Source organism: Mangrovibacterium marinum (genome assembly GCF_003046625.1).
Lineage (GTDB): Bacteria > Bacteroidota > Bacteroidia > Bacteroidales > Prolixibacteraceae > Mangrovibacterium > Mangrovibacterium marinum.
In genome coordinates, this window is the sequence record NZ_QAAD01000028.1 from 1 (window position 1) to 23426 (window position 23426).

The following is a 23426-nucleotide window of genomic DNA, read 5'->3' on the forward strand; positions in this document are numbered from 1 at the left end:
TTTCAGGGCGTGTTTGAGAGGGGTAAATGATACCGCTTTCTTCCTGTATCGAATCTCTAAAATTTATGCCTAAAAAATGAAGCTCCACAACTTTTCGGAATGATCCATTCTTTCAAAGTGAAGCGTAACGAAACTCATCGGGATTATCTGACGCTTCAGGAACTGCATCACTTGGAGAGAAAGAAATTCTTAACGGTAAGAATGGAAATCATTCGTGATGCCTTTGTTTTCGCTTGTTATACCGGATTGGCCTATGCAGAGCTTGTGAGGCTAAGTGAAGAACACATTCATATTGGAAACGATGGGGAAGAATGGATCGTCATTGATCGGACAAAAACAGATATTCGGTGCCGAGTTCCGCTATTGCCCAAAGCCAAAGCAATAATAATCAAGTATAAAAGCTTCCCAGAGAGTGAAAATAAGAGAAGATTGCTTCCGATACATTCAAATCAGAAAATGAATGAGTATCTAAAAGAATTAGCGACGATCTGTGGAATAAACAAGAACCTATCAATGCACGTGGCTCGACATACATTTGCTACATCGGTGACGTTGTCGAATGGCGTTCCATTGGAAACTGTTTCAAAGATGTTAGGGCATACCTCTATAAAGACTACTCAAATTTATGCGCGAATTGTCGATTCGAAAATATCGGCAGATATGAAGGGATTAGCGATGAGAATGGGTATGACAGAAATAGGGTAGGTATGACAAGATTTGAACTTGATTCGTAATGTATTTATATATCAGATATTTATAGTCTTGTGAATTCTTTAGTTTACCGTATTGTTCACATTTAAAGAACGCTTCAAAATTTGTCTAATTTAGTTACAATAATTTCTGGATGCAAATAAATATTGGTTCTTATATGCGTTCGAAATTCGAAAGTTAAGCATTTAGATCTGATTTTTCTATATTCAGTCGTGTCATATCCGTATATTTCTTAAAGAAGTGGATATGCAATAAAAATACTTTACGGCTAGTTAAGTGCAACGATGCTATTCTTTGATTTTTTATTTGTTGCCCTTTTAATGTGATGTTGAGAGTTCTTTCTTTGTTAGAATTGACAAGAAGGGAATCTTTTATATTTTTGAAACATCTTTAGAATTCAATCAACTTTGAATCATGTGGGAAAGGGAAAAATCGAGAAACGATGCATCGAAGATCTTGTCAATGGAGATATGCGTGCTTTTGACGGAGTATACTCTTTCTTTTAGGCAAAATTGAACAAATTTGTTTATTCTATCATAAAATCGGAATCAGATGCTGAAGATTTGGTTCATGAGGTTTTTGTGAAGGTCTGGGAGAATAGCCAACGATCGGACATTTGTCTCAAAGTACATGGGGCGCAATATATGAGTTCCCATTTTGGGAAACACTTCGGAACCATCCTCCATTGACAACTGGTTTTAAGCACATAGAAGATGCCGTTAAATATTTCTATCAAAGAATAGTTCCGTTTTCCTTTATCCTTTAAAATGGCTAATATTACATCATATTGGGTATCGGTTAGGTCGGTAAAATACATTCTTTTGGTGTTTTATGTGTTTGACTATATGTGGGATATGGATTTTTATTTCATTTGCCAATTTGATAGTCAATTGTTTGTGCCTGTTTATCTAATATTAAACAGTTTCCCATTATCATGCATTTGTGAAACGTAATTATGACAAAACTGTTGAAACTAACAATAATAATATTATTGTCAATGGCGGTCATTGTCGTCAAGGCCGAATTAACCAACAATATATTCGACATCAAGCATATTGGCTATTCGGAGGGGCTCAGCAGTCAACGCGTATTTTCAATTGTTGAAGATCAGAACAGCGCAATGTGGATTGCCACAAAAGCAGGAATCGATCGCTATAACGGCAATACCATAAAAAGCTATACGTTATCGGGCAACTTTTACTACGGTGATATGGGCGGGCGTACACTTCGTTTGCTGTATGATAAACATTACGGACTATGGGCATACGACAACACCGGGAGAATCTATCGTTATTCGATTCAGGATGACAATTTTGAACAGTACATGTATTTGTCCGAGTTTATCAACGAAGAAATCATTTTAAACAAGTTGTGCCTGGATCAGAACGGAACATTATGGTTGGGACTTAGCAAAGGGCTGTATAAGAAAGAAGCTGATAAACCGATCACTCCGGTCCTAAGCGGACAATATGTAAATGACATCATATCTACAGGCGAATCGCTTTTTGTTGGTACATCCACCGGGGTGTTACAACTTTCGTACGCGCATTTAGACCAAGCACATTGGCTGATAAAAGGAAAGGATGCACAGACGCTCTTTCACAACCTAACCGACAATGAACTCTGGATAGGCACTTTCAATAATGGTCTGTGGGTGATGGATTTGAAAACTTCGGCCCTGCTCCCTCTGAAAGAACAAAGTTCCGGTTTTCTATACCCGATAAGAACAATTACGAGCTATGATGAGAATACCTTGTTGGTAGGAATAGATGGAGGAGGTGTGTATGCAGTCGACCGAGACTCAAAAAAGTACCATCTGCTGATGAGTACAGAGGACAGTACCGACATTTTCTTACCGGGTAACGGGATTTATGCCGTCACCAAAGATCACCAGGGAAACATCTGGATAGGAAGTTACACCGGGGGCGTATCTGTTGCCATTCTGTTGAAATACCCGATTACGATATTAAGCCACCAAAGAGGAAATCCGCAATCACTGGCAAATAACAATGTCAATGATATCGAAGAAGATACCAATGGAAACCTATGGTTTGCCACCGACTTCGGAATCAGCATCCGCGATAAATCTTCGCATCGGTGGAGTCACGAGTTAAAGGGTGTGGTGGTCGTTGCCTTGTGCAAAGGAGAAAATGGCTCCGTGTGGGCCGGAACTTACGGCGACGGCATCTACCTTTTGAACAACCGGAAACAGGTCGTCCGCCATCTTACCAAACAGCAGGGAGGACTTACAACAAACTATGTTTTTTCGCTTAAACAAGATACAGAAGGGAACTTATGGGTGGGTGGCCTGGACGGACAACTGCTGATGATGGATAAGCAGGGACGCCCCGAACGAACATACGATATTAAGTGGATTCAATCCATAGAGGAGGTAAACAATGACCAAATAGCCGCCGCCACAGTGAATGGGTTCTGCCTGGTGAATAAACGCACCGGGGAAATCCAACGCTACGCTACCTCCCAGGAATATCATGAACAAAATGTCAGTGCCTATATCATATCCATGCTTTTTAACGGCGACAGCACGGTCTGGCTGGGGACCGAAGGGGGTGGGCTAAACCTGTATGATATGCGAAGCCGGGAGTCAAGGATATTCATCACGCAGGAAGGGCTGCCATCCAACGACGTATACAGCCTGCAACAAGATGCCAAAGGACGTCTGTGGATAAGTACGGGAAAAGGGCTTGCGCTAATCGAAAACTTCCAGGTTTCGAACCTCAATTACGTGGGCGACATCGACAAAGAATATAACAAATCCTCTTTCGCCCGGCTGACAGACGGGAAATTTGCCTATGGCAGCACGAACGGCGTTGTCTTAGTTACGCCCGACGCGATAAGCATGACAAACTATCAGGCCCAATTGAGATTTACCGGCTTGACCATAGACTATCTCCCCGCTGAGGAAGAAAAGCGTTTACGTCCTGCTATCTACGACATGCTGGCTAATGGCACGATTCAACTTGACTACAAACACAACTCATTCTCAGTCACTTTTGAGTCGATCAATTACCGCTTTCAGCGAGACATTGCCTACCAGTATATTCTGGAAGGATACGAGAAATCATGGAGTAACTTATCGCCCAATGGAGTGGTGAGGTACACCAATGTATCTCCGGGCTCTTATCTCCTCAAAGTACGCAGCTTACGACGGAATAACGGGAAGATTATATCTGAAAAAACACTTGTATTAAAAGTCGCTCAACCCTGGTGGAATTCGTGGTGGGCATGGGCAGTTTACATTGCCGTCGCGGGTATCGTCATTTCCTTTATCTGGCGCTACAAGAGCAATCAGCTTCAGAAACGCTACGATGAGGACAAAATAAGGTTCTTCATTGATACGGCACATGACATCAGGACTCCTGTAACGCTTGTTATGGCGCCTTTGGACGACCTTTATAAGGAAAAGGGACTCTCGGACAAAGCCCTTTACCTCCTGGAACTGGCGCACAGCAACACGAACAAGCTCTATACGCTCATCACGCAGCTACTCGAATTTGAAAAGGTAGATACCCACAAGCAACAGCCTGTATTAAGCCCCTTAAACCTCAACGACGTCCTTGCCGAAGAGATTGCCGGTTTTCAGCCGTTGTGCGACAAAAAACAATTGCACTTAAGTCTCTCGTTGCCCGATGAAGACGTTTACGTTATGGCAGATATGCATATCGTCGAAATACTGCTGGACAATCTTGTTTCCAATGCCTGCAAGTATACGATGCCGCAGGGTGATGTCCGCATCAGTTTACTTTACACGAAACGAAAAGCCATTATAGAAATCAAAGACAGCGGCATTGGTATTCCGAAAAAGGCAAAAAAACACCTGTTTACCGATGTTTACAGAGCCGAGAATACGCGAAAATCGAACGAAGGCGGAACAGGCTTCGGCCTCTTACAGGCACGCAGGATAATAAAAATACTGCACGGAAAGATCAGCTTTCAATCCGAGGAAAATAAAGGGAGCACCTTTACGGTAACGCTGCCAAGAACCTATGCCGTCCCCAAAGCTGTATCAAAGCAGACTGTTACTCCACGGGAAGTTTTGTTCTCCGGAACCGCCGACATTGCCAAACAAGAAGTGAGCAAGACCAGGAACATCAACCGGCAAACAGGAAAAGATACGCTGCTTATCGTCGAAGATCACGAAGCGCTGCGCTACTACCTGCGTAAAACTTTCGAGTACGACTACCGGGTGGTTGACGTTTCTGATGCTCAGGAGGCTCTCACATATCTCTCAAACGAATATCCTGACCTGATACTATCCGACGTCATGATGCCGGGCATACAAGGGGATGAACTTTGCAGGCTGGTCAAAGAAAATCCGGACACCGCGGGCATACCTTTCATTTTGCTTACCGCGAAAGTTAATCATGATGCCACTGTTGAAGGACTGAAGAAAGGTGCAGACGACTATATTCCCAAGCCTTTCAGTACCGAGATCCTAAAACTGAAAGTACAGAGTCTGATAGCCAACCGAAACAGGCAACGGGATTTCTTCATGCGACAAGCTCTTTTACAAGTTGAAGCAGAAAAAGGAAGCCTGAACAATAACGACAACCCGGACTTATCAGCAAAAACCAACGACAATCAAACAGATGAACCGGCTTCGGATATGCTGCCGGAAAGCGATCGTCAATTTATTATACGAGCGACTCAACTTGTCATCGGGAACATGAGTAACGTTGATTTCAATATTAACACGCTGTGCCAGGAAATGGCCATGAGCCGGACGCTCTTTTACAGTCGCCTTAAATCGCTGACCGGAAAAGGCCCACAAGAGTTTATACGCATCATCCGGCTTCAGAAAGCAGCTGAACTATTGAAGGAAGGCAGAAACGTGACCGAAGTTGCTACCGACACCGGATTTGTCAATACAAAATATTTTAGTTCGTTGTTCAAGAAACAATTTGGTGTACAACCCAGCAAATACAATCAAACCGATTCAGCTTCATAACTGATTTTAGACCGGAGCTTTTTCGGTCAAACGGACGACAACTGACCTTATTGGCGCTTTTTACTCATCACAACGCCGGAAATTTAATTTTCCCGCCACAGGTATAACGGTCTCTGAAAGCCCCGTGTGTCGCGCTTGATAGAAATTGTCTGTAATCAAACCTTATTTGTCAGCTATCTGCCCATCGTTTTTACCTGCAATTAGCATTTTCACACCGCTCTTTTGAGCAAAAAGGCCGTCCAAAAGACATAAACCTTCTTCCGGGTTCGACTTCGGGAAATGTTTGTTTGCGGCCGTACTCAAAACAGCCAAAAAACAAGTTTAACCTAAACATTTTAATATGAAAAGAACAACAGTCTTTCTACTACTAATGTGTTTGATGCAACAATCCTGCTCGTCAAACGACGAGGTGGATGCAGGAAAACAAGAGAGCTTTTTTTTCAAAGACGATTTTGAAACCTTTAACGGAAACATCTGGACGAAAGAAGTGCACGAAGCAGGCTGGGTAAACCAGGAACTGCAAGCCTACGATGCAGCACATGTTTCGGTGGGTACCGACCAAGGTAAATCGGTGCTGATTTTAACAGCCGAACGCAAAGGCAATAAAATCTACTCCGGACGTGTAAACACCGAAGGAAAAAAGAACTTCAAATATAGAAAAATAGAGGCAAGCATTAAGCTTCCCAAAACAGGCAACGGCCTTTGGCCCGCGTTCTGGATGATGGGAGACAACGGAAAGCCCTGGCCGCAATGCGGAGAAATTGATATTATGGAAATGGGCGAACGTAACGGAATTGCCGGAGCTACCACCGAAACATTCCTGAACACAGCCATCCACTACGGAACCGATGCCGGAACAGGACATCAGCAAGAATACCAGGCTTCAAACTTCCCCCACAGTTTACAGGACGGCCAATACCATGTCTACACCTTGGACTGGAGCGAAAATAGTCTGACAGTATCGGTTGATAATATCGAATTTCATTCGTTCGACATTAGCACAACCAGCGGACGTTCTGCGTATTTCCATGACAACTTCTTCATTCTGTTTAACCTTGCTGTAGGTGGTTCTTTTACAGGCATCACCAACATAAACGAAATCACCGCTTTAAAAGACGGTGAAAAAGTGAACATGTATATTGACTGGGTGAAAATATATTAATCTTAACTATAAATTCGATGAAAATAAAAGCTTACAAATACATATTGTTTTGCGGACTACTATCTGCCTGCCTTTTCGGAAGCGTGTTCCAAATGAAAGCGGCTGGTTTAAATGATTCCGCAACAGAACAACAAGAACTCAAAGTTACGGGAACAGTGAGGGATGCCTCTGCCTCCATCATTGGAGCAACTGTTGTTGAGAAAGGAGATCTCCGCAACGGGACCATAACCAATGAAGAAGGCAAATTCAGCCTGAATGTCCGTCCCGGAGCCATTCTTGTTATCAGTTATATCGGTTATAAAACCCAGGAAGTAGCGGTTGATCAGCTTCCGCTGGACATTGTCCTGGAAGAAGACAACAAAATGGTTAGCGACGTTGTCGTTACAGCACTGGGAATCAAGAGAGAACGCAAAGCGTTGGGGTACAACGTGGCCGAAGTAAACGGCGACGCCCTGACAAAAGCCAAGGAAACCAATGTCATCAATTCAATGGCCGGTCGTGTGCCCGGGCTGGTGGTCAGTCAAACCGCAGGCGGGCCATCGGGCTCTACCCGTGTACTGCTTCGCGGAAACACCGAGATGACTGGAAATAACCAGCCCTTGTATGTTATAGATGGTGTTCCCCTCGACAACACCAATTACGGTAGTGCAGGTACATCCGGTGGTTTCGACCTTGGCGATGGTATTTCAGGCATCAACCCCGATGATATCGAAAACATATCGGTGCTCAAAGGTCCGGCCGCTTCCGCTCTTTACGGTAGCCGCGCCAGCCATGGTGTCATCCTGATCACCACCAAAAAAGCCAACGGCAAAAACAGTTTCGATGTGGAATACAACGGAACGGTGACCTTCGATACACAACTTGCCAAATGGAACAACATACAACAAACCTATGGCATGGGCAGCAACGGAACCTACAGCATCGATGCCGTATCCAATACCAATAAAAGTTGGGGTGCGAAAGCTGACGGAACCAATTCCCTGAAATACTATGACGGCGCAGAGCGGCCATACCTCATCATACCCGACAATACCTCCGGCTTTTTCCGCACAGGTCTTACAGCCAGTAATACCGCCATCATCAGCACAAACAACGGTAATACCGGCGTGCGCTTCACTTATACCGACATGCGGAACAAAGATATTGTTCCGGAAACCCATATGAGCCGAGACATCTTTAACCTGCGTGCCAATACTTCGCTGGATAAGGTGGATTTTGATTTCAATGCTAACTATACGCGTGAGGCGGTAAAAAATCGTCCTGCACTGGGCGACAGCAAGTCGAACATTGGTAAAAACCTGATGACACTGGCTACCACCTACGACCAACGGTGGCTAAAAACCTACCAGGATGAAAATGGCGAGTACGCCAACTGGAACGGCATGGATCCCTACAACGTGAATCCTTATTGGGATGTCTATAAGAATAGCAACGACTCGAAGAAAGATCAGTTCCGATTCAGCGGAAAGGCGATTTGGAATATCAATAAGCATCTGAAGTTGCAAGGAACAGCGGGAGCAGAACTCAACTGGTTTACTTTCGAAGACTTTAAAGCCCCCACCACTCCCGGTTTTGAAGCGGGACGTCTTCAAAGCAGTTCGTTCAGGAACCGTATGTACAATTTTGAGCTGCTCGCCCTTTACAACAAAAGCTGGGGAAATTTCGATCTAAATGCGACCCTCGGCGGGAACGTGTACAAAGTGAACAACCAAACCACGGTTATCACAGCTCAGGATATGCAAATTCGCGACGTAGTAGCCTTGATGAGCTTCAACGAAACCAGCATCGAACTGAACAGTTACCGCAAGCAAATCAACTCGGTATATGGCGCTGTCAATCTGGGTTGGAAACACATGCTCTATTTCGATGCCACGCTGCGCGGCGACCAGTCATCGACGCTTCCTACCAGCAACAACATCTATGTTTATCCTTCTTTTTCGGGTAGCTTCGTGTTCTCCGAACTGGCTCAGGTAAAAAAATTCATGCCTTACGGAAAACTCCGCATGTCGTGGGCCCAGGTAGGTAGCGATACAAACCCCTACCAGTTAGGGCTGGTGTACACCAAATCCAAATTTACTTATCCCGGCTACACCATCGGCTATATCGACAACAACACCATTCCAAACAAGGACTTGAAACCGACAAAGACCAACTCTTTTGAAATCGGTCTGGATACAAAATTTCTAAAAAACCGGGTTGGCGTTGATTTTACCTACTATACACAGACCAGCAAAAACCAGATTATGGGCATGGCCGGTTCCTGGACATCGGGCTACAACTACCGACTGATTAATGCCGGCGAAATTGAGAATAAAGGTATCGAAATAGCACTCAATACACGTCCCATTGAAACCAAAGACTTCTCATGGGATGTAAACCTGAACTTCTCGAAAAACAGCAACAAAGTAAAAAAGCTTGTCGACGATATGGATATGTTCGAATTGGAAAAAGCTGCCTGGCTCGATGTTCAGGTGGCAGCCAAGGTCGGCGAGAATTTTGGTTCGATTGTAGGACCTGATTTTAAGTACAATGATAAAGGAGAAGTACTCATCGACCCGCAGACTGGTTTGCCTCAATACGACAAGAGCAATCATGTGTTGGGTAATGCTTCCTGGGACTGGACCGGAGGTGCAACTACGACCTTGACATACAAAAGACTGTCGCTTTCAGCAATCTTCGACGTAAAAGTAGGAGCCGACCTCTACTCCATGTCTGCCCGTGCCGCTTATGAATCGGGCAAGAGCAAAGAAACACTTGCCGGACGTGAGGGATGGTACCGCTCTGAAGAACAACGTCAAGCTGCCGGCATCGCCAAAGGCTCTGCCAGCTGGACCCCCACCGGAGGATTTGTCGCTCCCGGGGTAATTGACAATGGCGATGGCACTTATCGTCCCAACGACATCTACATCAACCCTGAGGATTACTGGATGAGTGTAAGCCGCAATGCACCGTCAATGTTTGTCTTTGACAACTCGTATGTAAAACTACGCGAATTAACACTGAGCTACAATGTTCCGAAATCCCTGTTGAAAAATGTTGTAGAAGGTCTCAACCTCTCATTTGTTGCACGCAACCCATTTATCATCTGGAAAAACATTCCGAACATCGATCCGGATTCCAACTACAATAACACGACTGGTATGGGTATGGAGTATGGCTCATTACCATCGCGCAGAAGCTACGGGTTCAACGTCAATATTAAATTCTAAACGAATTTCAAGTTTAATTCATTCACAAAGAATATAATACAATGAAATACAATCTATCCTATATAGCAATAATGTTGGTGACCTCTGTCCTGTTCTTTGCCGGTTGCACGGATCAGTACATGGAAAATATGAACACCGACCCCTCGAAGGCTTCCTCTGTTGACCCCAATGCCCAGCTCACTACGGCACAGCTGCAAACGTATGGCGACCTGGGAATGGTTGAGATTTACCGAAACTATCTCTACGCGTTCAATCAACAGCTCATGGGATGTTGGAATACTACAAATTATGGCGGACGTCACACGCAAGACAATAGCGAGATGAGCCGCATCTGGACGTCGTTTTATCCAATGGCCATCAAGAACATCACGGACGCTGAATACCATACCGCCAACGACAGCCTAAAGGTGAATATTAATTCAGCCTTGCGTATATACAGAGTCTATCTCATGTCTGTTATCACAGACATTTATGGTGATGTACCTTACAGCGAAGCTGGCAAGGGTTTTCTCGAAGGAAAGTTCAATCCCCGTTATGACACGCAGGAAGAAATATACAATGATTTCTTCCTGGAGTTGAATAGCGCTGTTGAAAACCTTGACGCCGCCAAAGACAGAATTACGGGCGACGTTATTTACAACGGAGACATTGCAAAATGGAAGAAACTGGGCAATTCACTTCGCCTGCGCTTTGCCATGCGAATCTCCAATGTAGCACCGGAGAAGGCTCAGGAAGAATTTGAAAAAGCGCTTCAAGCCGATGGCGGCATCCTGGAGAATGCCGGCGACGACGCACTTATCAAATACATGGATATTTCGTTCAGCTTTGGGCAGGAAGCCTATTCAGATTATCGGGGTAATGCTTTGTCGCAGTTGCTCTTCGGTAACGACCCGGCCAATAATCCCAGCTATCTTTGTTCTACCTTATACAATCAACTTTACAACACCGGCGACCCCCGTACTTTCAGAATCGCCCGCTTCTATTACGACGGGCTTATGAGTGCCACAAGTCCGGCCAACCGTGTTGACTTAACTGACGAGATAATCGCCAAAGGCGTCCAAACGAATCCCCGTGATCCGGGAGCTTTCTCCTGGGAACCATGGCCTTCCGGCTACGACAGCGATATATTGAAAGAGCTGGCCAAAACCAATCCTTCAGTCAATTCGAGTGTAGCCCGCGAGACCGAGCCAAAACTGGCTAATAATTTCCTCAAAGGCAGTAGTCCGGGGGTTGTGATAACTTCAGCTGAAGTGAAATTTCTGTTTGCAGAAGCCAAATTAAAAGGATGGAATGTTGGGGCTAGCTCTGTTAATGACCTGTATATCCAAGGCGTAAGAGCATCTATGGATTTTCTGACCGATAATTATAATTGTGAGGCTATATCCGACGATGAATTCAATGCATTCATCCCGAATATAAGTATAGGCTACACCGACGAGCAGAGAAAGAAAGCGATTAACACCCAAGCGTGGATTCTTCATCTCACCAACCCGGCCGAATGCTGGGCCAACGTGCGCCGCTCAGGTTATCCCGCACTTAAATCTCCTGCTGATTACGGCTTCGGCCAGTTCCTCACCGGAGGTTCAGAAATTCCGGTACGCCTCAGCTACCCGGTACTTGAATCGTCATACAACAAAGCAAGTTATGATGAGGCATTGGCCCGGATGGGTGGCAATAACAGCTGGAACACACCTGTATGGTGGAATAAAACAATTACGGAATAACGATAAAGATGTAAATAGAAGAAATATGAAAACAATATATTTTATACTGGTTGCGGTACTTGCGATGAGTTTTACATTCACAGCATGCAACGACGAAGATCCGTTCTCAACAGCTACCGCCAGTGACGACCCCCGGATACTCGACCCCATTTTCCCGGACCGCGTAAACGGCGAACTGCCTGTTGTCGCCAATATTAGCCGGGACGCCAACCTCACAATGGAACTGACAGTCACTCCGGCCGACTATACCGCCATTTCATGGCAGATCGACGGAGTTGAAGTACAAACCGGAACCTCACTCGATATCAACCTCAAAGCAGGTACATACAATTTTAAGGTAATCGTTTCAACCGAAGCCGGTAAATCGACCTATCGCGAGGGTATTGTACAGGTAAATCCCTTAGCGGAAGACCCTTGGGCGACAGAAGTAGGCTTTGAGCGTATTATCGCGCCGGGTATAAGCGCCCGTCTTTATGGCAACAATCTCGACAACGTAACGAGTATTATTATTGATGGAATAAGCATCACCAATATCGTTTACGTCGCTTCAGAAGACAATTCCTACATCGAATATGAAGTGCCCGCCGACCTGGCCGAAGGTGAGCATCGCGTGATACTGGTAGACAATGAAAACAACGAGTATGGCGGCAACACCGTCAAAGTAACCTACACGGCGCTTATCACTTCAGGGGCCGATCGAACCAACTCGAATCGAGAATGGGTGATGACCGGTATCAATCTCGACCAGATTGCTTCACTGACCTTTGCCGGACAGACTATCACGGAGTTCATCCGGCAGTCGGGCACAGAAATCGCCATTACCTGTCCGCAATTGGATGACGGGGATTACCAACTGACAGGTGTTACCCAAGGCGGTGCAGACTTACAATTCTATCTTGATAAGAAAGTGGTTACCGAACAGACAGTCACTGTTTCGTCAACAACTGTACTTTGGCAAGGACACCATTACGTGTCGTGGGATCTTCCCGACAGTAGTCCGAACAAAACCTTCAACCTGATTGGCAGTGATGTGTTTGCCTCGTTAAAAGCCGGTGCTGTCCTGAGTATTCACTATTCAGTAGCCGCTGAAGCAGCATATCATCAGTTACGCACCACGACCGGCTGGTGGAATGACCTGCCCGACACTTCTGTAATCGAGTTCTCAACAGACGGAGTGAAGGAAGTACCGTTAACACAAGAGGTTCTGGATAAAATTCAGGCTGAAAGCGGATTTCTATGCGTAGGGCACGGCTATTATGTCGATCTGGTAACCGTACAGTAATATGAACTAAAAAATTAATCATTGGATTATGACACTGAAAAAAGTATTACTAATTTTTTCATCAACTATTATGGTTGCCTGCACTACGCAGGTAACCCCTCCTTCAGCAGTGGCTGAAGATCCTAAGATAGAGCAGCAGGTGAGTGACATCATTAAAAAAATGACTCTTGATGAAAAAATAGGTCAAATGACCGAACTTAGCATTGACGTATTAGGTGAATTCGTTAATGATGAATTCAAACTTGATGATGCCAAACTTCACAAGGCCATTGCTGAATTCAAAGTTGGTTCTCTTTTAAATGCCCCCGGTCCTGTTGCACAAAGTCGTGAGAAATGGCAAGAGATTATCGGTAAAATACAGGATGTATCGATGAAAGAAATCGGTATTCCCTGTATCTATGGATTAGATCAGAATCATGGCACCACCTACACATTGGGGGGTACTTTATTCCCGCAAAATATTAATATTGGGGCTTCGTTCAATACCGAATTGGCATACAAATCGGCCCAGGTTACTGCTTATGAAACCCGTGCAGCCAACTGTCCGTGGACTTATTCCCCGACTGTGGACATGGCACGTGACCCGAGATGGCCACGTGTTTGGGAAAATTACGGCGAAGATTGTCTGGTTAACTCAATCATGGGGAGTACTGCCGTTCGAGGCTTCCAGGGCAACGATCCGAATCATATCCCCGCGGATCGTATCGCGACTTCAGTAAAACATTATATGGGGTACAGCATGTCGCGTACTGGTAAAGATCGAACGCCAGCTTACATATCCGATGCCGACCTGCGTGAAAAATGTTTTGCACCTTTTAAAGCATGTGTTGAAGCCGGGGCATTAACCATCATGGTCAATAGCGGATCTATTAACGGAGTGCCGGTTCATGCCAACTATGACTTGCTGACCAAATGGTTGAAAGAAGACTTAAAATGGGACGGAATGCTGTTAACTGATTGGGCAGATATTGACAATCTTTACACACGGGAACACATCGCTGCCAATAAGAAAGAGGCTATCCAAATAGCTATTAATGCAGGGATCGACATGGCGATGGAGCCTTACGATCTTCATTTCTGTACACTGCTCAAAGAACTGGTGGAAGAAAATAAGGTACCCATGAGCCGCATTGATGATGCTGTACGCCGGATTCTCAGATTAAAACTCCGCTTGGATCTCTTCAATTGCCCTAATACTATGACTGAAGATTATCCGCTTTTTGGTAGTAATGAACACAAGCAATTAGCACGCCATGCTGCTGAAGAGTCGATGATTCTGCTTAAAAATGAGAATAACATATTACCCCTAACAAAAGGCAAAAAACTCCTTGTCACTGGCCCAAATGCCAATTCGATGCGCTGTCTGAACGGTGGATGGAGCTATTCATGGCAAGGACATCTTACCGATAGGTTTGCCGGTGAGTATAATACCATCTACGAGGCGATATGCAACAAATTTGGTGCGGACAATGTACGCTTGGAACAAGGAGTAACCTATAAACCGGAAGGTAGTTATACGGAAGAAAATGAGCCGGAGATTGATAAAGCTGTTGCCGCAGCACGCAATGTAGATATCATCATTGCTTGTATTGGTGAAAACTCTTATTGCGAAACGCCCGGTAACCTCAACGATCTCGCCATTTCTCCAAATCAACGTAAACTTATAAAAGCCTTGGCCACTACAGGAAAACCAATTGTGCTAATACTCAATGAAGGTAGGCCTCGTATTATCAACGATATCGAGCCGCTGGCAAGTGGAATCATAAACATTTTGTTGCCAGGTAATTTTGGTGGCGATGCGTTGGCCAATATTTTGGACGGCAGTGTCAATCCGAGTGCCAAAATGCCATACACATACCCGCGCAATCAAGCCGAACTTACCACCTATGATTACAGGGTAAGCGAAGAAATAGACAAAATGGAGGGAGCGTATGACTATGATGCAGTTATCTCTGTGCAATGGCCTTTTGGCTACGGACTTAGCTACACAACATTCGAATACAGTAATTTCAAAACTAATATGGACTCATTTACAGCTGAGGACGAATTACATTTTTCTGTGGATATAACCAATAGCGGTACGAAATCAGGAAAAGAAGCAGTTATGCTTTTCAGTCGTGATCTAGTGGCATCGCTTACACCGGAGAGCCGTAGATTAAGAGCATTTAAAAAAGTAGAACTGCAGCCTGGCGAAACCCAAACTGTTACCTTGTCCATTAAAGTCAGTGATTTAGCATTTGTTGGTGCAGATGGTAATTGGACACTGGAACAAGGAGGTTTTCGTATGCAATGCGGTAATCAAACGTTGAATATTGAATGTAGCAAAACATACAAATGGAACACCCCAAACAAATAAATTACGGAGCAGTTCAAAACTTGCTGTGTGGTATCTGTAATTGTAAATTAAATATTCAAAACTGAAAGCGTCTCGTAGGCGATTGGTGTAATTTGTCGTTTCTAAACTAAACTGATGGCAAATGAAACAAACTTTTTTTGTGGCATTCATGATCTTTTCTTTTATTGTGAATGCACAGAAGTACACGGAGTCCACGCCTTCGGGATTTGATGTGTCCCGACCGAATATTCCGCATGGGAAAATTGATACACTTGTTTATCACTCGGAAACAGTAGGCACCAATCGACGAGCTTTAATATACACACCTCCTGGCTACTCCTCCAGCAATAAATATCCGGTCTTGTATTTATTGCATGGTATTGGTGGCGACGAGAAAGAATGGTTCAACCAGGGACAACCGCAGGTTATTCTCGATAATCTTTATGCCGAAGATAAGTTAGCACCGATGATTGTAGTGCTTCCCAATGGGAGAGCGATGAAAGATGACCGTGCAATCGGGAATATTATGGCCCCGGACAAAGTGGCTGCTTTTGCCGCCTTCGAAAAAGACTTATTGAATGATCTGATCCCTTTTGTTGAAAAGAATTACCCTGTATTGGCGGATCGTGATCATCGTGGCATTGCTGGATTATCGATGGGAGGTGGTCAATCGCTGAACTTTGGGCTGGGGAACCTCGATGAATTTGCCTGGGTGGGTGGATTTTCGTCGGCTCCAAACACGAAAACCCCCGAGTTGCTTGTTCCTGATCCGGAAAAAGCGAAACAGCAACTGAAATTACTTTGGATCTCGTGTGGAGATCAGGACGGCCTAATCAACTTTAGCAAACGTACACACGATTACCTAGAGGCAAATGAGGTTCCGCATATTTACCAGGTAATTCCGGGAGGTTACCACGACTTCAATGTATGGAAAGACAATCTCTGGCAGTTTTCTCAATTACTTTTTAAATCGGATTGTATGTTGGGTTCGCAGCAGATGCCCGACCCTAAATTCTATATTTTCCTTTGTTTCGGTCAGTCCAATATGGAAGGAAATGCTCGGATTGAAGCACAGGACACCATCCATGTGAGTGAGCGGTTTCGGGTAATGGCCACTTTGGATTGTCCGGAGCTGAATAGAGAAAAAGGTCAATGGTATACCGCTGTCCCTCCGTTATGCCGATGTAATACTGGCCTGACTCCGGCTGACTACTTTGGCCGCATGTTAGTCGACAGTTTGCCCGACGACATTCGCATCGGCGTGATAAACGTTGCAGTAGGGGGATGTAAAATCGAATTGTTCGATAAGGATAGTTGTGCTGAGTATATCGCAACGGCCCCTTCGTGGATGGTTTCATGGATTAAGCAATATGATGATAATCCTTACGGGCGGTTGGTTGAAATGGCAAAGGAGGCACAAAAAGCAGGTGTTATTAAAGGAATTTTGCTTCACCAGGGAGAATCAAATACGGGCGACCATCAATGGCCTGTTAAGGTGAAGAAAGTATATGAAAACCTTTGTGCTGACTTGGGCCTCAGTTACGATGCAGTACCATTGCTGGCTGGTGAAACCGTTAATGCCGACCAGGGAGGAGCCTGTGCGAGCATGAATGAAATTATTGACAACTTGCCCTCAGTTATTCCCAATGCTTATGTGGTCTCGTCGAAAGGCCTGGCTGTAATTCCAGATAAACTCCATTTTACAGCAGCTGCTTATCGGGAGCTTGGACGCCGCTATGCTGAGAAAATGCTTGAACTGATACGCCCGGTTGTCGTCAATCATTAACCGGAGGTGGATGATGACTGATGCAACCGAGACCAAGCAAATAATTTGTGAGCAAGGCAAGTTTTTTGGGAGACTTATAGTGCGACGGAAACTTCGTAATATTCTGCTGTTTCTGTTTTTTTTTACGTGTACTTCCGGTTTCTTTTCGGTAGCGGCCCGACCGGTGAGAGTTTCTTCTCCGAACAACTGCATTCAGGTTGAGTTGCACGAGCAGGAAGAATTAGGGGGATGGATTCTCCGGGTTAATTACATGGACAGTGGTCGCACAGTCCTTGTCATTCCGAAGATTACGCTGGGGCTTTCGCGCAGCGATCAGGATTTTTCGAGTGAATTGAAATTTCTGAAAGTTGGAAAGTCAAGATTGGTGAACGAACGATATATCGCTATTCACGGCAAGCGCAGTCAGTGTAGCAATCAAGCCAACGAAGTGGTGGTGTCGTTCGAAAATCCTTCAAAAGCGAAAATGAACCTCATAGTCAGGGCGTACAACGATGGCATAACTTTTCGCTATGAGTTTCCTGAAAAAGAAGGAACTTTTGTAGTGAAAGATGAATTCACTGCTTATGCTATTCCCGACAGCACTGTGCGCTGGCTCACCAAATTCAACCCGGCCAACGAAGGGCTTTACAGTGCCCAAACAAACGGCAATGAGCAGAATGACTGGGGGTACCCGGCGCTTTTCAATACGCCCGATAAAGCTTGTTGGTACCTGATTCATGAAGCCGATTTGGATCGCAGCTATTGCGGAACCAAACTCACCAACTTCGGTGAAAAGACCAAATACAAACTCACTTTCCCCGACAAATGGAACGGCCGCGAAAAAGGCGAAACACAGCCAACCATCATGCTTCCATGGAAATCGCCTTGGCGTGTCATCATTGTGGGAACATTGGCCGACATTGTTGAATCGACGTTGGTCGACGATGTTTCGGCACCTTCAACCGTAGCTAAAACCGATTGGGTTCAACCCGGAAAAGCGTCTTGGAACTATTGGTCCGACAACCACGGAACCCGCAGCTACAAAACTGTTTGCGCCTTTGCCGATTTGGCCGCGTCGATGGGCTGGCCCTACACTTTGCTCGATTGGGAATGGGATGCGATGACCGATGGCGGCAATCTCGAAGATGCACTGAAATACATTCATTCCGTTGGAGTGAAACCGCTGATCTGGTACAACTCGGGCGGCGAACACACTTGGGTGAATGCCACGCCCAAGGATCGCATGTTGACCCACGAAAACCGAATGGAAGAATTTGCCAAATTGAAGAAATTGGGAATCTATGGAGTGAAAGTCGACTTTTTCGAAAGCGAAAAACAGGACATGATTAACTACTACATCGATATTTTGGAGGATGCCGCCAAATTTGAAATCATGGTTTACTTCCACGGCTGTTTGGTTCCTCGTGGTTGGGCGCGTACCTATCCGCATCTGATGACGTACGAAGGTGTACGTGGTGCCGAGTGGTACAACAATGGTTCTGAGTTTACAAGCACCGCGCCCGAGCATAACGCCATCTTGCCATTTACCCGTAACGTGGTGGGCTCCATGGATTATACGCCTGTGACTTTCACTAACTCGCAGTACCCACACATCACATCGTATGGGCATGAGTTGGCCTTGAGTGTGCTGTTTGAGTCAGGAATACAACATTGGGCTGACCGTCCCGAGGGGTATTACAATCTGCCTGATGCCGCTAAAAATTTCCTGCGTGAAGTTCCCAATGCCTGGGACGACACCAAATTTTTGGATGGGTTGCCGGGAAAAGACGTTATTTTGGCCCGCCGCAAAGGAGCCATTTGGTATGTGGGAGGCATCAATTCTGAAATACGCAGGGATAAAAACAAGGCGTTGAAATTCAATTTTCTACCCAAAGGGGGAAAATACCGGCTTACGTTGATTGCCGATGGAGAATACGATACAGAGTTTTCGACACGCTACTTGGTTGTCGACAACAATTCTGAAATAGTAGTGAAAATGCTCCGTAGGGGAGGATTTGCAGCTAGTTTAAAACCGATTAACTAACTTTTACTGAATGTTTATGAATATAGTTAAATATTGGAATTATAGAAGTGCTTTGCTTATGGCACTGTTTCTATGTTTTATGGGCACTTTGCGCGCCCAGCAATACCCCTATCAAAACCCCGACCTGAGTTCGGAGGAGCGGTCAAAAGATTTAATATCGAGACTGACCATTGAAGAAAAGGCCACCCTGATGTGCGACCAATCGGACGCAATATCACGTTTGGGAATTAAAAAATTTAATTGGTGGAGCGAAGCACTTCACGGATATGCCAATAATAACAACGTAACCGTTTTCCCCGAGCCAATCGGCATGGCGGCCTCGTTTGACGATGCACTATTATACCAAATTTACAATGCCGTTTCGGATGAAGCCCGTGCCAAATACAACCAATGGATACAATCGGGCAACGAGAACAAGCGTTTTTTGAGCCTTTCGGTTTGGACGCCGAATGTGAATATTTTCCGTGATCCGCGCTGGGGACGCGGTCAGGAAACCTATGGCGAAGACCCCTACCTGACTTCCCGCATGGGTATTCAGGTGGTAAAAGGCTTGCAGGGACCCGAAGATGCCAAATACCGCAAGTTGCTGGCCTGCGCCAAACACTACGCCGTGCATTCGGGGCCGGAGTGGAGCCGCCACGAGCTGAACCTGAACAATGTTGACCCGCGCGAGCTGAACGAAACTTACCTCCCTGCTTTTAAAGCGTTGGTGCAGGATGCCGATGTACGGCAGGTGATGTGCGCCTACCAGCGTTTGGACGACGAGCCTTGCTGCGGTAACACCCGTTTGCTGCAACGCATCCTTCGCGACGATTGGGGCTACAAATATATGGTGGTGTCTGATTGTGGCGCCATTACCGATTTTTTTACCAGTCACAAAGTTTCGTCCGATGCTGTCCATGCGGCTTCCAAGGCTGTTCTGGCTGGTACCGATGTGGAATGTGTCTGGCAAAACTACCCCTTCATGCAGCTTCCTGAAGCTGTTGAGCGTGGTTTGATAAAAGAAGAGGATATCGACAAAAGTGTGATGCGCTTACTTGTCGGCCGTTTCGATTTGGGCGACTTCGACCCTGATTCCATTGTTCCATGGGCACAAATTCCGGCATCGGTTTTAAATAATAAGGAACATCAGCAACTGGCACTCAATATGGCCCGTGAAACGATGACACTTCTTCAAAATAAAAATAACGTATTACCCTTGTCCAAAAATGAAAAGCGGATTGCCATAATTGGACCTAATGCCAACGATAAGCCAATGTTGTGGGGAAACTACAACGGAACGCCGGTCCGTACCATTTCCATTCTGGACGGCATTAAAACGAAAATTTCGGAAAAGAAAATCGTTTATGATAAAGGTTGCGATTTGGTCGAAGATAAAGTGACAGACAGTTATTTTGGACAGTTTTCATTTGATGGCAAAGCAGGGGTGAAAGCCTCCTTTTGGAACACCCCCGACTGGGAAGGCGATATTGTTGCCACACAGCAAATTACCGACCCGATAAAAATGACCACAGCCGGTCAGCACGAATTTGCATCGGGCGTTAAGCTTGAAGGTTTTTCTGCGCTTTACGAAACTGAATTTGTGCCTAAAGTGACCGAAGAAATTGTGTTTAAAGGCGGTGCCACAGGCTATTTCGAACTGGTGGTAAATGGGGACACGCTTGCTAAATACAACAACTGGAGAACACTTCCTGCGAGAATTCCTTGCCAGGTTGAAGCCGGAAAGAACTATAAAATTCAAATCCGCTACGCCCAGAAAAATGATTGGCAGGCGAATATTGAATTCGACTTTGGAAAGGAAGTAGACGTTGACTATACCAATCTAATCAGCAAACTGAAAGGTACAGATGTGGTGGTGTTTGTTGGCGGGCTTTCCGGTAAGCTCGAAGGCGAGGAAATGCCGGTCAATTACCCCGGCTTTAAAGGGGGCGACCGTACCAATATCGAGTTGCCGTCGGTTCAGCGTAACTGCTTAAAAGCACTGAAAGAAGCCGGTAAAACCGTCATTTTTGTGAATTGTTCGGGTTCGGCCATTGCTCTGTCTCCCGAAACCCAAAGCTGCGATGCTATTCTGCAAGCGTGGTATGGCGGCGAGTCGGGCGGACAAGCTGTTGCCGATGTGTTATTTGGCGACTATAATCCGGCCGGGAAACTGCCCGTCACCTTTTATAAGAACTCGGATAAGCTGGGCGATTTCGAAGATTATTCCATGAAAGGCCGCACCTACCGTTACACGACCGATTATTTGTTTCCTTTTGGTTTTGGACTGAGTTACACCACATTTAAGATTGGTGATGCAACTTTGAGTAAAACAACTATCGGAACGGACAATTCAGTTCAACTAACGGTACCTGTTACCAATTCAGGCCAACGCGACGGGATTGAAATCGTGCAGGTTTACGTTCGGAAGGTGAATGACCTGGAAGGTCCTTTGAAAACCTTAAAAGGTTTTAAACGGGTTGAAGTAGGGAAAGGAAAAACCGTGAAAGCGGTGATTGACCTGCCTTCATCTTCCTTTGAATTTTACGACTGGAACAGCAGAGAGATGGCTGTTACCTCCGGCGAATACGAAATTCTGTACGGAACCAGTTCTGATGTAAATGATTTGAAAACCATGAAACTCACAATTCAATAAACAGACATGAAGAATATAGCTTTTTTCATAGTAGCAGCGATGATAGTTGTTTTCAGCGCTTGTTCAAATGCTCAACCCGGGCAGATAAAAGTTGAAGGTGGCTGGATACAGGGTACCGTTACCGATAGTATGACCATCTTCAAAGGAATCCCTTTTGCCGCCCCTCCGGTTGGGGAATTGCGCTGGAAAGCCCCTCAGCCGGTTCAACAATGGGAAGGGGTGAAGCAAACTATCGATTATGCACCAGCTCCTATGCAGGGTGGAAATCCTCAGTCGGGCAAAAGCGAAGACTGTCTGTACCTGAATGTTTGGACCCCCGCAAAATCGACGAAAGACAAAATCCCGGTTTTAGTTTGGATTTACGGTGGAGGCTTTAGTTTTGGCTCAACCTGCGATCCCATGTACGACGGTGCCAAACTGGCTTCAAAAGGGGTGGTACTGGTTAGCATTGCCTACCGCGTTGGTCAGTTGGGTTTTCTTGCTCATCCGGATTTGACTGCTGAGAGTCCCGATCATGTATCCGGTAACTACGGTTTGCTTGATCAGATCGCAGGCTTGAAGTGGATTAAGCAGAATATTGCCCAGTTTGGAGGCGACCCCGACAAAGTAACTATTTTCGGTGAATCAGCCGGTGGAATTTCTGTCAGCATGTTGTGCGCCTCGCCGCTGGCAAAAGGTTTGTTTCAAGGGGCAATTTCCGAAAGCGGCGGTTCATTTGGGCCAACCCGTCCGACCACGTACCCGGGAGAAAATATGAAAACCCTGGAACAGGCAGAAGCAGATGGTATTGAATATGCAAAGCAATTTGGAGCTTCGTCGATTGCGGAATTGCGTCAGATGGATGCCGAAAAATTTATCCCGGCGGGATGGACAATGCCCGGCGGATGGCCCATAGTTGACGGTTATGTCATTCCGGGAGACCAGCACACCATGTATCAGAACGGCAACTACAACGATATTCCGGTGCTTATTGGTTACAATTCCGACGAAGGGGCAAGCTTTTCAAGGGAAAGAACGCCGGAACAATATATCGAAGGAGTGAAAGCGCGTTACGGTCAGTTTGCTGATACATTGATAGCTGCTTATCCGGCAGGTGAGAACTCAGTACCCAAAACAGCGCGCGATTTAATGCGCGATGCCGCTTTTGGATGGCAAACCTGGGCGTGGGCACGCCTTCAATCCGAAGCCGGAAAATCGAAGGTCTATTACTATTATTTTGACCAGCACCCGGATTTTCCGGAAGGTTCGCCTATGTATGGATTCGGTTCTCCCCATGGGCAAGAAGTTGCCTATGTGTTCCAGCATTTGAACAACGCAGACCCGAATACTTCGGCTTCGGACAAGGAAATATCGGAAGCAATGGGAACTTATTGGACAAACTTTGCCAAATACGGCACCCCGAACGGTGAAGGTGTACCCGAATGGCCGGCTTTTAGCGATCAAAACCCGAAGGTAATGTACCTGGGCCCAACACCGCATATTGGGCCGGTTCCAAGTGAGCAGTCATTGAAAGTGCTTGATACCTATTTCGAATGGCGGCGTACCCCCGAAGGACAAGCCTGGGCCAAGTAATGTCGGGGATGAGACCTG

General features: G+C 45.6%; 12 protein-coding genes and 1 pseudogene. 12 read left to right on the forward strand and 1 reads right to left on the reverse strand.

Annotated elements, in window-relative coordinates:
* The first annotated feature begins 99 nt into the window (after window positions 1-99).
* Window positions 100-705 carry a site-specific integrase gene (locus C8N47_RS16950; protein ID WP_107823767.1) on the forward strand — a complete coding sequence of 202 codons (606 nt, stop codon included), beginning with the start codon at window positions 100-102 and terminating at the stop codon, window positions 703-705.
* A 518-nt stretch (window positions 706-1223) separates the two neighbouring features.
* Window positions 1224-1400, forward strand: a complete 177-nt coding sequence (locus C8N47_RS19140; RefSeq protein ID WP_107823768.1) for an RNA polymerase sigma factor — start codon at window positions 1224-1226, stop codon at window positions 1398-1400.
* On the opposite strand, the pseudogene C8N47_RS19145 reads toward C8N47_RS19140, so the two are convergent.
* A pseudogene (locus C8N47_RS19145) lies at window positions 1361-1528 on the reverse strand (transposase); the annotation flags it as partial. The gene C8N47_RS19140 and the pseudogene C8N47_RS19145 sit on opposite strands and share 40 nt — an antisense overlap.
* A gap of 180 nt (window positions 1529-1708) precedes the next feature.
* Between C8N47_RS19145 and C8N47_RS16965 the strand changes: the two are divergent.
* From C8N47_RS16965 to C8N47_RS17015, 10 genes are all read left to right on the forward strand, one after another.
* Window positions 1709-5680 (forward strand): hybrid sensor histidine kinase/response regulator transcription factor, encoded by a 3972-nt coding sequence (locus tag C8N47_RS16965; RefSeq protein ID WP_211316196.1) that lies wholly within the window; start codon window positions 1709-1711, stop codon window positions 5678-5680.
* A 340-nt stretch (window positions 5681-6020) separates the two neighbouring features.
* A complete protein-coding gene (locus C8N47_RS16970) occupies window positions 6021-6842 on the forward strand; it encodes a glycoside hydrolase family 16 protein (protein ID WP_107823771.1) in 822 nt (273 codons plus the stop codon).
* Window positions 6843-6859: 17 nt separating this feature from the next.
* Window positions 6860-10051 carry a SusC/RagA family TonB-linked outer membrane protein gene (locus C8N47_RS16975; protein WP_107823772.1) on the forward strand — a complete coding sequence of 1064 codons (3192 nt, stop codon included), beginning with the start codon at window positions 6860-6862 and terminating at the stop codon, window positions 10049-10051.
* Window positions 10052-10092: 41 nt separating this feature from the next.
* The gene (locus tag C8N47_RS16980) at window positions 10093-11775 is read left to right on the forward strand and encodes a SusD/RagB family nutrient-binding outer membrane lipoprotein (protein WP_107823773.1); all 1683 of its coding nucleotides are present in this window, start codon (window positions 10093-10095) and stop codon (window positions 11773-11775) included.
* Window positions 11776-11800: 25 nt separating this feature from the next.
* Window positions 11801-13057: a hypothetical protein gene (locus C8N47_RS16985; RefSeq protein WP_107823774.1), complete on the forward strand. Its 1257-nt coding sequence runs from the start codon at window positions 11801-11803 to the stop codon at window positions 13055-13057.
* A 28-nt stretch (window positions 13058-13085) separates the two neighbouring features.
* Window positions 13086-15413, forward strand: a complete 2328-nt coding sequence (locus C8N47_RS16990) for a glycoside hydrolase family 3 N-terminal domain-containing protein (RefSeq protein WP_107823775.1) — start codon at window positions 13086-13088, stop codon at window positions 15411-15413.
* A gap of 121 nt (window positions 15414-15534) precedes the next feature.
* Window positions 15535-17178 carry a sialate O-acetylesterase gene (locus C8N47_RS18950; protein WP_245915746.1) on the forward strand — a complete coding sequence of 548 codons (1644 nt, stop codon included), beginning with the start codon at window positions 15535-15537 and terminating at the stop codon, window positions 17176-17178.
* Window positions 17179-17341: 163 nt separating this feature from the next.
* The gene (locus C8N47_RS17005) at window positions 17342-19201 is read left to right on the forward strand and encodes a glycoside hydrolase family 97 protein (RefSeq protein ID WP_245915747.1); all 1860 of its coding nucleotides are present in this window, start codon (window positions 17342-17344) and stop codon (window positions 19199-19201) included.
* Window positions 19202-19259: 58 nt separating this feature from the next.
* Entirely contained in the window at window positions 19260-21836 is a 2577-nt protein-coding gene (gene xyl3A / locus C8N47_RS17010; protein WP_245915748.1) for a xylan 1,4-beta-xylosidase, read from the forward strand.
* A gap of 6 nt (window positions 21837-21842) precedes the next feature.
* Window positions 21843-23408: a carboxylesterase/lipase family protein gene (locus C8N47_RS17015; protein ID WP_107823776.1), complete on the forward strand. Its 1566-nt coding sequence runs from the start codon at window positions 21843-21845 to the stop codon at window positions 23406-23408.
* Window positions 23409-23426 lie beyond the last annotated feature (18 nt).

Coding starts and splice junctions, on each gene's coding strand:
- C8N47_RS16950 (WP_107823767.1), top strand. CDS start 100: ATGATCCATTCTTTCAAAGTGAAGCGTAACGAAACTCATCGGGATTAT.
- C8N47_RS16965 (WP_211316196.1), top strand. CDS start 1,709: ATGGCGGTCATTGTCGTCAAGGCCGAATTAACCAACAATATATTCGAC.
- C8N47_RS16970 (WP_107823771.1), top strand. CDS start 6,021: ATGAAAAGAACAACAGTCTTTCTACTACTAATGTGTTTGATGCAACAA.
- C8N47_RS16975 (WP_107823772.1), top strand. CDS start 6,860: ATGAAAATAAAAGCTTACAAATACATATTGTTTTGCGGACTACTATCT.
- C8N47_RS16980 (WP_107823773.1), top strand. CDS start 10,093: ATGAAATACAATCTATCCTATATAGCAATAATGTTGGTGACCTCTGTC.
- C8N47_RS16985 (WP_107823774.1), top strand. CDS start 11,801: ATGAAAACAATATATTTTATACTGGTTGCGGTACTTGCGATGAGTTTT.
- C8N47_RS16990 (WP_107823775.1), top strand. CDS start 13,086: ATGACACTGAAAAAAGTATTACTAATTTTTTCATCAACTATTATGGTT.
- C8N47_RS18950 (WP_245915746.1), top strand. CDS start 15,535: ATGAAACAAACTTTTTTTGTGGCATTCATGATCTTTTCTTTTATTGTG.
- xyl3A (WP_245915748.1), top strand. CDS start 19,260: ATGGCACTGTTTCTATGTTTTATGGGCACTTTGCGCGCCCAGCAATAC.
- C8N47_RS17015 (WP_107823776.1), top strand. CDS start 21,843: ATGAAGAATATAGCTTTTTTCATAGTAGCAGCGATGATAGTTGTTTTC.